Genomic DNA, 11738 nt, shown 5'->3' on the forward strand with positions numbered 1-11738 from the left:
ACTTGTCCATGCGATAAGAAAATCGCTAATGAAAAGGGCTCCGAATCATGAATAACATCAAGTATAGCGACGTTATTTCTGTTTTATTGTTGAAGCGTAATTACTTGTTATTAAATCAAGCTCTTACAGCTGAGCTTCAACTTTCTTAGCCACTTCTTCAGAAACCCATGGGTGCCATACTTCTGGGAATTCACTTAAGAAATGCAGACTCGCTTCTTCGCCATCAGCTTGGTTGTCTTCCATCCAAGCAAGTAGCGAGTTCATTTTGTCGTTTGTGAAACCACGTTTAGTAAAGTAGTCGTAGGCTTCAGGAGCACGTGACGCAAAACTTTCAGTGGTAATCGTGTGAACAGGTGAAGGCGGGTACATGGTCGCTTTTGGCGATTCACAATCTTCTTTAGTGGTACAGTTAAGGAACTCTTCCTCATTAACGCCACTGCCAAAGTCGACTTTAACCATGTCGTATTTACCTAGCACAGCGGTTGGTGCCCAGTAGTAACCAAACCAAGCTTCTTCACGTTCATAAGCTTTTGCGATAGAGCCAGATAAGCCGGCACTCGAGCCTGGATCAACAATCGTGAAACCGCTGTTTTCTAGCTCAAGAGCATTAAACAAGTTTCCGGCGCTGATCTGACAGTTCCAGCCTGCAGGGCAGCTGTAGAATGCAGATGTATCTGGATCTTCAGGGTGTTTGAATAAGCTTGCGTTTTTGCGTACGCCTTCGATGGTTGCCATTTCAGGGTACTGTTTTACTAGGTAAGCTGGAACCCAAAAGCCTTCTTCACCGCCGTTCACAAGTGCTTTACCTGCGTAGCGAAGACGTTTTTCTTCAACACCTTTATCTAATGCGTCTTTTAAGCTGTTGCTCCAAAGTTCAGGTGCAACATCAGGCTGGCCTTTTTCGATCATAGACGTGCCTGTTGGCATAGTGTCGCCAGGGATAAGTTCAGCATCACACCCATAACCATGTTCAAGGATGAATTGGTCGATATTGGCGATCAGTGTTGCAGAGTTCCAGTTCATATCTGCAATTGTTACGCTGCCACATTCTCTAGCGTTAGCATTACCGCTGGCTGCTGCTACTAACAAAAATACGGAGCTTAACTTGTATTTCATATTGAGGTTCCTTTCTCTTTAATAATACAACTGAGCTAGTCAAGGTAAGTTGACTATCTAAATTGCTCTTTGGCGATCCTTTCCGTTGAATTTAAACCATTTGAGCAAAAGGGAGGATGAGTCTAAATAACAGTAAATAAGGTGTTACACAGAATCATCAGATAACATTGTCAAACTATTACAAATTCGTCAAAAATCACCTCTGTATATAATCTTAGGGAATATTCTTGTGAATTCCACCTTTGACTCAATCTACAATGTGCTTTATTAGACTTAGTCACATAACGTGATTATTTTGTGTGCTACTTGTTTTGAAAAGTCACTAAACCCTACAATTTACATGTAAAATGCATTGAATAGTAATGAACGTCATTGACTAAACCTTGCCTGCTTAATGAAAGAGGCAATAGTCAGGTATGTGGTTGGAGTAAGCAGAGGAGTGAAAGAAGAGATTGGGGTAGTGAGCAATAAGCCGCAGCGCATAGCCTAATTAAAACCTCGCTCTCTTCGTTTCTCGATAGCATTCATAGATTCTTTAGCAAGAACTACTAGCTCATCGACTTTAGAAAACGCCAGCTCAGATTGTTGCTCAGAACACAGTTTTTCGACTTTCCTCGCTAACACAGATAAGCGACGGTTCCCAAGTGCGAGCGAGGAACTGCCCAAGGTGTGAGTTTCAAACTCTAGGTTCGATAGGTCTTGTTCCACAACAGCTTTTTGAATCAGTTTTATGCGGTTTCCAGACTCTACAATATAGTGTTCGATCAACATTGGCATCACTTCGGCACAGGTATCTTCAACCATTTGTTCAAGGATTTGCTCATCAACCAGATCAGATCCTTGAATTTCCGTTAGTGGCTGATTGGCTATTTGATTTTTGTGATCGTCCAGAGCCTCACAACCCTCTGTTGCATATGGTTCGTCAGAAGTACCGCTTGCCTGAATATCTGAAGTTGTAGGCTCGCTATTTTCAGATACCTTCACTGTATTAGGTTTGGACTCAATAGCATGCTCCTGCTTGGTAACAAGGTGAAGGTGCAACATATCAGCGATCTGTGACATTCTTATAGGTTTTGCAAGGTAGTCATCCATACCTTGATTTAAAAACTGCTCTCTATCTCCGGCAAGTGCGTGCGCAGTCAGCGCAACGATTGGCACAGACGCTTTTTGAGTGTTAGGTAAGCTTCTTATTTCGGAACATGCTTGCAGGCCATCTTTTTCTGGCATAGAGATATCCATAAAGATGAAGTCATAATCATTGTTTTTTACCATTTCGACAGCTTGGTTCCCATCGTTCGCGATATCAATAGTCATCCCAGCATTTTTAAACATATTAACGATAACGAGTTGATTCGCTTTGTTATCTTCGGCTACTAGAATACGGCTGGTTAAAATTTTAGGATTTAACGTCACCGAAAAAGAACCAGAACGGCTGTCTTCCCCAGAATTTGATGACTTTTCCAACATTACCGAAAAGGTAAAGGTACTGCCTACACCTTCCTCGCTGCTTGCTGATATGTTGCCATCCATGAGTTTTGCTAGGTGTTTACAAATGGCGAGGCCGAGCCCTGAACCGTCACGACGTCTTGAATATCCTTGATCCACCATGGTGAACTCTTCAAATAGGTAGCTCATTGCGTTAGATTCAATGCCGATCCCAGAATCGGCAACTTGGCATGTAATCTCTACCTTATTATCTTCTGTTTCATTAGTCTCAACATTAACGATGACACTGCCTTCGGAAGTAAACTTGATCGCATTACCGATCAAATTCAATAAGATTTGTTGAAAGCGGTGAACGTCGCCGACCACCATCACGGGTTGGTCAGGTTGATAAGGAGTAACAAGCTGGATATTTTTCGCGTTGGCACTCGGCTCAAAGCTATCAATGGTGCTATGGATACACTCTTGGAGAGAGAAGGTTTTTTGTTCAAGAATGAGCGTATTGGCTTCCATGCGAGAGAAGTCCAATATGTCATTAATGATAGATAAAAGTAGTTCGCCCGATGTTGAAGCGGTATTAACTAAATGACTTTGATCCTTTGTTAATTTGGTCTCTTTAAGTAACGATAAAATGCCAAGAACACCGTTCATAGGGGTTCGAATCTCATGAGACATAGAGGCCAAAAATCGACTTTTAGACTCAGACGCTTGCTCGGCTTGTTCTCTCGCTTGTTTGATGTCCGTGTAGTTTTTAGACAAAGAGGTAGACATGTCATTAAATGCGTTGACTACATCACCAAGTTCATCGTCACTTTTTATTTTCAGCTGAAAACCTGGTCCTTGCGTTCTCACTTTTTTTACCGCAAACGAAAGCTGATACAAATGTTTAGTTAGATAAGTACCTAAAATGAAGGAGCAGATGGCAACAAGAATAACCTCTATCAAGGCAATTGAACTGATGGTTTTCTTAGCATCTGTAAGCATCGAATTGATCGAAGAGGTTGTGAACCCAATTGAAATTGAGCCGTACTTTAGTCCATCACTTTCAATTGGGTAATACGTATCGAATATTCCATCATCTACGTTGGATAAGTTCGTATCAACCTGAATTTCTTTACTGAAATAGTCTGTAGACCCAGCGCTACTCAGCAAGACTTCATTACGCTCTACTTTGACATAGACGATATCTTCGATCGTCATGATCTCCTTTACGATATCATCTAATGTTGCGATATCAGTGGATAGCACTGCGTCTTTGGTTGCACGAGCAAACAGTTGAGAAGTTGCCTGCGCACGTTTGATAAGCTGCTGTTCATTAGAATCCGACAGAAATGACATTGCACTTATGACAAGAGCCATAAGCATCACTATTTCTATAGAGGCAATCCCAATGATCGTTTTTGTTCTAAAAGTCATCAGCGTATCCTTACCGTGGCGCTTTATCCAAACCTACCGTAACTATTGATCCTTATTTACGGTCATGGGCATTGTGTCTTTCTGTTTAATATTCAGTGCACGAACATCATCCCAGTCGACATCAACCGCAGTTTCAAAAGCTTTAATCCTTAGCGGGGAAAGTAACGTTTTTCCTTCTTCGTTCTGGGCTAATTGAACAAAGGAGGTTTGAACTTTTTGTACCACCTCCGAGTCGACTCTCGGATGGTTCGCGATAGCATGAGGTGTAAAACCTTTGGAGGTGTAAATAGGAGTAAGCTGATCTCTAACTTCTGGATCTAATGCGTTGAAGGTTCGGATAATACCACCCCCAGACGGATAAAAGCCCTTGGCCACAGAAAGGTATACCGAATCATGTGAAGAGACATAGTTTGGTTCAAAATTAATGTTTCTTTGTTTTAATCCCGCCTGAGTCAGCAACGTAGCTGCAAACGCTGCAGGAGCAGGGAAGGCAACGGTAGTGTTGTCTAACTCCTCCAAGCTTGTAATCCCGCTATCTTTACGCACTACCATTATGCCTTTTAGGCGTTTGTCTTTAGCTTTGGCCATCGCACTATAGCCAACACTATTGTTGAAAGTAACGAAGTGGAATGGATTCATATACGCAAAATCATAGTCACCGCTAGCAAGACGCTGCTCAAACATAGGGATATCTTTCGCGGTTTCAAAGATGATGGTGTGACCCGTTTCTTGACTTATTTTCGCGAGTATTGGGGTCCATTGCTGCGCGAGTCTACTTGCAGATTGCTGAGGAACAATACCGAATGTGAAGGTATCTGCATAAGTTAATGTCGGTAGCAAAACCAAGGTTAACAACGTTAGATTTTTCATAGATTCCCTTCCTTCTCTTAGAGACATCGTAATTTTGTAGTGAAGCTTATAGAGTTAAATTGAGAAACTCATTTCTAGATATCCAACTTTTAATTTTCTCCTGTAGTGGGCGAGGAAGGAGCTTCAGTTTATTTACTTGGCGTATCAATTCATTAGCGAAACTTGGCGTGTATTTCATATTCATCACACATCCAAGGAGCGAGATATTTTGTGCATCAAGTAACTTTTTCGCTTGAGTTAAGTTGTGCGTCGAAGTTTCTCCATAGGCGACAACAAGTAACGTGCAATCACAAGCACTCGCTACCGATTGGGCGGGTATATTGCCTTTATTAACATTCAGCAGAGGCGAGGTGTCGACAACCACTCTTTCGTATGTTTCTAACCATTGGCTTACCACTTTAGTCAGCGTTTCTGGGTCTTTGTAAGCCAGTTGAGTTGAAGTAACTTGAGGGGCTGGAACCCCCATAAAAAGGCGTTGAGACTCAACATGTTCAATGAGTCTTCCTTGTTGCTTTTCTTCCAACATATGTAAATCTTTGAATGCCGGATTAAATAAATTGAGGTCAACATACAGCGTAGAGTGACCCGCCAATAGGAAACGTTCGGCCAATGCCGTTGCAATGGATGTTACACCGTCACCTGAATAACAGGCGGTCACGCATATTGATTTTTGGCCATTAAGTTCAGAAGCTAGATACAGTTGTTCTACTTCTGCTTGAATTGCTGAAATAGTCATTACAAAGCTCCTATTAGGACAATGGTTGTCGTTAGGCGAAGTATGTCTTCTAAGCCCACTCGAGCTTTTTCCATAAAGCTCTCGCGTCGATCTGGGATGTAAATAGTGTCACCGGCACGTAGCACTGGTAAGTTGTAGATGTTGGCCGTTTTGCTGAACTCAACAAGGTCGAAGGTACGAGCTTGGCCTTGGCAGCAAGACATGTTCACAATGGTAATTTTCTCTACATAAGCATTTTCAGTAGGGCCTGATGCCTCTGCCAAGATATCTAAAATCGTCATGTTGTCGTTGAACACATATCGACCCGGATTATTAATTGCGCCAAGCACACGAACTGTTTTTTCTTTTGGTGTGTCCAACCAATTTTTATCTTTTTCCGGGATATAAATAGTATCGCCGGCAGTTACGTTTGGTAGGATCGATTCATCACCAGTTTCGAAATAGAGAGATAAGTTTAATTTGCTCACTTTAGAGTAGGTCTTATCTCTGTGGGTTACGCGAATATTGTGAATGTCGGCGTCTTTCGTTGGTCCATCTGACGCTGACAATATGTCTAGAAAGTGCATGTCTTTTGTAAATCGGTACCGGCCTGGTGAACGAACTTGGCCAAACACATAAATTGATGCATCTGAGCTTTGACGCACCCATTGAGATTTGTTGTCTGAAGGGTCTTGAGGTAAGTCGTGTACGCGCACAATTGAGCCTGCACGGATGAAGGGCAGTTGGTCACGCGGAGCTCCAGTTTTAATAAATTCGTCTAAGTCGAAAACCACTAGCTTTCTACCTGTAACCACTTCTATTTTTGTGGTGTCGGCACGCAGTGTTGGCCCTCCAACATGAGCAAGTAAGCCCATGAAATCCATTTCATCTGACCATTCAATACGTCCCGGTCGAACAACTTCACCAATAACATTTACAGCTCTATCCGGCGAGATCTTTAGCCATGATTTCTCGTTCATGTCTGTTTTCTCTGGGACGAAAATCGCGTCTCCCGCTTTGATGCTAGGAGGGTTAGAATTAGGTAAACCTTCTGTGTATGCCGCTAAATCAAATTTAACTACTCTGCCGTCGGCTTTGAGTACGCGGATTTGTCTAGACTCCGCAAATCGGGTCGGGCCGCCAGCGTTCGCTAAGATATCCATAAACGTCGCACCTCTCTTACCTTCAAAGGCACCTGGAGAGGCTACTTCGCCCATTACGTAAACCATATTAGCACCAGACTTGATCTCTTCTTCTTGCTTGGGTACAAAAATCGTCGCGCCTGGACGCAAAATTGGAAGCAAACTTTCGTCACCAGAATCTAAGTAACGTTTAAGGTTGAATAGCGTTGGGGTGTTGTTTGAGATCACACGGATTTGCTCAACACTGGCATAACGAGTCACGCCGCCAGAACGCATTAATACGTCGACGAGGTCGGTGTTTTCTTTATAAGTGAATGAGCCCGGTGCGTTTACTTCACCAAACACTTTGATTGAATTACGAGAGTCAGCACTGTCACCGGAGTTAGCAAGCTTTGCAGCGTCAAACTCTTGCTCGATGTTACCGACTAATGGGGAAGCAGGTACAAACAGTGAATCCAATGATTGCAAAGCGGGGAGCGTTGATTCGTCACCTGAATCTAGGAAACGTTTGTAGTTGAATTCTATTTTATCAGCGCCTCGCTTAAGAATAAGCTTATCGAGTTGTGCCCCTGAACGTAAGCCGCCCGCAGCGTAAAGCGCCATTTGGATACTAGAACCCAATGCGAGTGTGTATTCGCCAGGTTGTTGTACATAACCTTGAACGTAAATAATGATTTGCTGTTCTTTTACGTATACGGAAGCGTTTGAAAGATCTTTATAAGCGGTAGCCAGTGATTCTAAAACGACCTTGTTAAGCTGCTCACTGTCATAACCTGCCACAAATACAGTACCCACTTCAGGAAGAGTAATACGGCCACGTTTATCAACTTGGAACCCAGTATTTAAGGTACTTTCTCCGGGTACGTTGACTTGGATAAGATCACCGACTTGAACCGCCTCTGAAAACTCGTCTCTTGCATTCACGATATTCGCAAAGCATAGCGATAGGGTGATGAAAAAAGCGATCAATGATTTCATAGCCCACCTCCCATTTTCTCGGCGTTTTTAGGTGAGATAACTTCTATGCTGACTCGACGGTTAGTTAAACGCGTACCGTCTGATTCGCCCTCAAAAAGAGGAACGGTTTCGCCGACAGAGACGGCTTTGATTCGTTGAGCACCCAAGCCAAAAATAGTCAGGTAGCGTTCGACTTGTTTAGCTCGTCCAAGTGCTAACTTGTCGTTATACTCTTCGGTCCCAGTCGCATCAGCATGACCTGTAACAACTAGGTCTAAAGACTTGTGTTCTTTGAGTAGCGCTGTCGCTTCGGCAAGTCTTCCCATATACTTGGGATTGACTTCAATAGAGTCTTCTGCGAATTGGTTATCAACATTAAGTAGGTCATACAACTGTTCGATAACCGACAGTTGTATTCTAAATTGATTTTCATTTTTTGGTGGCTCACAACGGGCTTGTGATGTCACGTAGTCTAGCTGGACTTCAAGTTCGTTTAGGCGTTTTCTTTGGATGACTAGGTCGTTGGCTGCATCTAGCAGTAAACCGCCTTGTAGTTCACGTGCAATACGATTTTGCTTTTCAATAGCTTGGACTACCGCAGCGGGAAAACACCAACGCGCACCTTCTTGGATTAACGCATCTAAATGAAGTTTTGCTAATTGCCAATCAAAACGTAAACCGTGTTCAGGGCCAAGTGGCTCATCAGGCATGACAGGAGAGAAGTCGGAATTCAAATAATTGATTGAATCATAACTTTCAGCGAGACCTCCTGTTCCTGACTCTGGGTAGCTAGTACACCCCAGAACCAGAGCAGACAGAGAGAGGGCTATGTAGTTTTTGAATAATTTCATGCCAACGTCCTTTGTTTTTATTTTTATAATTATTATTTTTGTTACTTCTAGCTTAGTGGATCATCATGAATTAGTAGGACTTTTTGAGTTTACCGGGATAGCGTGGCCTATTCGTAATAGGTTCATAATTTCAAGTGGCTGCCCGGTTACATTCTCAAGTCGCATGTTGCGTTCACGCTCGGTCAAGCGCTTAAACATGTAGACTATTGCACCAACACCAGACGAATCCAAAAACTCTACTTGACTAAAATCGACTTCGATTTCTTGATGGCCGTCGTTCGAAATTACATCATCAATGTCAGTTTGCGCATCACGACTGCCTGCTGCATCTAAATCACCGAAGATAGAAAGCGTTAGCGTCGTTGTATTCAAATCAATCTTACGTAGTTCCATAGCGTTATCTCCTTTAAAGTATGTATGAACAACTGCACTGAATGTGCCAACTTTTATGTTTTTATTTTTCAACAAGTTAACGCCATTCTTAATCTCTATCTCATATTGAGAAAGGTCGTTTCTCAATATGAGAACTAAAATTGGATGTACTTTTGAGACCTACAAGCCATTAATTTTGTGAATGAAAACTAAAGATGAATAAGGTTGGTGTGTGGGTCGCATCTTCTGGCATAGATTGTCTATCTGTACGTTGAAACGCTTAGGATTAAGGGAGTTATTAATACGGAGCAAGTGATGAGACTAACCAAACTGGCTATAGCAACTCTATGGGCGTGTTCGCTTTCTTCTCATTCATCCTATTTACCTCCGGATCACTTGGTGCTGGCAAACACATATAAACAAGGCATTGATGTTTCTGAATACTGGAAGAGTGAGAAGCTCGATGGGATTAGGGCTCTGTGGGATGGTAAACATCTCTATACTCGTAATGGGAATCGCATTTATTCACCGAAGTGGTTTACGGAAAACTTGCCTAAGGTACATCTCGAAGGAGAGTTGTGGGCAGGAAGAGGCAAGTTTCACTTAGTTCAATCTACTGTTCTCGATCACACACCTAGTGATACAGCTTGGCGCCAAATAGACTTCATGCTGTTTGATATGCCAGGGGCTGCCGGAGATTATCAAAAGCGCTATTACAATATTTTGCACTGGGTCAGTATGATTGGTGAACCTCATGTCAGTTACATAGAGCATTTCTCTATTCATAGTGAAGATGCACTGTTCCATCAGTTAGATAATATCGACGAACGTAATGGCGAAGGTTTGATGCTAAGAAAGATCACAAGCCGTTATCAAGCAGGGCGAAGTAATGACCTGTTAAAGCTTAAAAGGCATCATGATGCTGAAGCTACGGTTATTGGCTATAAAGGCGGGACAGGAAAGTATAAAGGAATGATGGGCTCTATATTGGTCCACACGGAGGAGGGGATTGAGTTCTATATTGGTAGCGGGTTCAGTGACGAAATGAGACTCGCACCACCTGAAATCGGCAGTCGTATTACGTTTCGCTACAATGGTTTTACTCAAAATGGGAAACCCAAGTTTGCGCGCTTTGTTAGAGAGAAAAGTGACTATTAAGACAAATACAATCTATCTGACCAGTAGTTAGTATGACTAAATAATACGCCCGCCAATAAACGAAAAAGAGCCCTGAAGATCAGCGCTCTTTTTCGTATTCGATATCAGACACACCGGTTTAACGAGTACGAATCTAGCGAGAACTAAATTCTAACTGTACGTCGTCGTCCTGCTTGTGCATCCAGTGTAAGCGCATACCCAGCATAATCGCTGCTGACGTTAGACCAACAATGAAACCAATCCAGAAGCCGTGCGCGCCCATAGGTTCAACAATCCAATCTTTCATTCCTAAGATGTAGCCGATAGGAAGGCCAAGCAACCAGTAAGCAACAAAGGTAATGTTGAAGATTGAACGCATATCTTTGTAGCCACGCAGAGCACCTGCAGCGATAACTTGGATGGCGTCGGTGCATTGATAAACCGCCGCGAATAAAAGCAATTGCATTGCAACAGTAATTACCGCCGTGTTCTCTGTATAGAGCAATGAAACTTGCTCTCTGAACAATACAGTTAATGCAGCTGTCATTAAGGCTGTGACCAAGCCAACAATGATACCAACGTGTGTCGCAATCTTCGCGCCTTCGGTGTTGTTTTCGCCTAACTTATGGCCAACACGAATACTCACAGCAGCACCGATACTCATTGGAATCATGAAAACCAGCGAAGAGAAGTTGATCGCGACTTGGTGCGCAGCAACAATCAATGAACCTAATGGGGCAACCAACAGAGAAACCACCGCAAACAGAGTTACCTCGAAGAAGATAGCGGCCGCTACTGGGAAGCCAAGTCTAAACAGACGAATTTGTGCTTTGAGCTGAGGCTTATGGAACGTACCGAAGATATTGATTTTCGCCAAACGCTTTGATGTTAAAACGTAAGCAAACAGCAGTGCAAACATCACCCAGTAGACAATAGCCGTTGCCACGCCACAGCCAACACCGCCCAGAGCAGGAGCACCAAGTTTTCCGTATACGAACATCCAGTTAAGCGGGATGTTTAATAGCAAGCCAATAAAACCAATCACCATCGCAGGCTTAGTTAAAGACATACCATCAGTAAAGCTTCTCAATGTTTGGAACAACAAGAATGCAGGGACAGCAAACATCACCGCATTCATATAGCCGATGGTCTTTTCTGCCATGAGGTGTTCAATGTCCATCCACTCCAATATCAATTGCGTCTGGAACAGTACGCCAATGATAGGAAGGGAGATGATGAGCGCTAAAAACGCACCTTGTTGAATCTCAAATGGTATTTTTACTTGTCGACCAGAACCGTTTAGTTGTGCAACGACGGGAACCAACGCCATCAATAAACCAACACCAAATAATATTGATGGTAGCCAGATACTTGCTGCAATTGAAACCGCCGCCATATCGATAGCGCTGACGCCACCGGCCATTACGGTATCAACAAAACCCATTCCAGTTTGTGCAACGGATGCGATCAATACTGGGGTCGCAAGTTTGATTAGATTCGAGGATTCTTCTTTGTAACGATGCACAAACAACTCCAAATAAGAGGGAAAATTAGAATAATAGTGTAGGAAAGGACATTCTGAAGGAATCAGAGACAATGCTCTTAAGCTTCCACTGGACGAATCATAAAGAAATGTCACAATAACTGCTATGAAAAACTGTTATTAGGGCGTGTTGATCTTTCGAGCTGATTTTTGCAGCGAGTTGCTGGGTATTTATA

Annotated in this window: 9 protein-coding genes; 1 reads left to right on the plus strand and 8 read right to left on the minus strand. The window is 42.9% G+C overall.

Going from position 1 to position 11738, the window contains the following annotated elements:
* Window positions 1–123: 123 nt before the first annotated feature.
* The 7 genes from ACED45_RS19300 to ACED45_RS19330 form a co-directional block, all read right to left on the minus strand.
* Window positions 124–1116 carry an ABC transporter substrate-binding protein gene (locus tag ACED45_RS19300; protein ID WP_371714792.1) on the minus strand — a complete coding sequence of 331 codons (993 nt, stop codon included), beginning with the start codon at window positions 1114–1116 and terminating at the stop codon, window positions 124–126.
* Between the two features lie 486 nt (window positions 1117–1602).
* A complete protein-coding gene (locus ACED45_RS19305) occupies window positions 1603–3975 on the minus strand; it encodes a response regulator (RefSeq protein ID WP_371714793.1) in 2373 nt (790 codons plus the stop codon).
* Window positions 3976–4017: 42 nt separating this feature from the next.
* A complete protein-coding gene (locus ACED45_RS19310) occupies window positions 4018–4845 on the minus strand; it encodes a phosphate/phosphite/phosphonate ABC transporter substrate-binding protein (protein ID WP_371714794.1) in 828 nt (275 codons plus the stop codon).
* A gap of 46 nt (window positions 4846–4891) precedes the next feature.
* Window positions 4892–5581: a chromosome partitioning protein ParA gene (locus tag ACED45_RS19315; protein ID WP_371714795.1), complete on the minus strand. Its 690-nt coding sequence runs from the start codon at window positions 5579–5581 to the stop codon at window positions 4892–4894.
* The gene (locus ACED45_RS19320) at window positions 5581–7680 is read right to left on the minus strand and encodes an SLBB domain-containing protein (RefSeq protein ID WP_371714796.1); all 2100 of its coding nucleotides are present in this window, start codon (window positions 7678–7680) and stop codon (window positions 5581–5583) included. The genes ACED45_RS19315 and ACED45_RS19320 overlap by 1 nt, the downstream gene beginning before the upstream one ends.
* Entirely contained in the window at window positions 7677–8510 is an 834-nt protein-coding gene (locus ACED45_RS19325; protein ID WP_146491564.1) for an OmpA family protein, read from the minus strand. The genes ACED45_RS19320 and ACED45_RS19325 overlap by 4 nt, the downstream gene beginning before the upstream one ends.
* A gap of 63 nt (window positions 8511–8573) precedes the next feature.
* A complete protein-coding gene (locus ACED45_RS19330) occupies window positions 8574–8903 on the minus strand; it encodes an STAS domain-containing protein (protein ID WP_086711361.1) in 330 nt (109 codons plus the stop codon).
* A gap of 294 nt (window positions 8904–9197) precedes the next feature.
* Between ACED45_RS19330 and ACED45_RS19335 the strand changes: the two genes are divergently transcribed.
* Complete coding sequence (locus ACED45_RS19335; RefSeq protein ID WP_371714797.1) at window positions 9198–10040, plus strand: DNA ligase; 843 nt, start codon at window positions 9198–9200, stop codon at window positions 10038–10040.
* Between the two features lie 133 nt (window positions 10041–10173).
* Here the strand turns inward: ACED45_RS19335 and ACED45_RS19340 are convergent, their stop codons facing one another.
* Window positions 10174–11544 carry an MATE family efflux transporter gene (locus ACED45_RS19340; RefSeq protein ID WP_055318784.1) on the minus strand — a complete coding sequence of 457 codons (1371 nt, stop codon included), beginning with the start codon at window positions 11542–11544 and terminating at the stop codon, window positions 10174–10176.
* Window positions 11545–11738: the final 194 nt, after the last annotated feature.

This window comes from Vibrio crassostreae, from assembly GCF_041439375.1.
Taxonomy (GTDB): Bacteria; Pseudomonadota; Gammaproteobacteria; order Enterobacterales; family Vibrionaceae; genus Vibrio; species Vibrio crassostreae_D.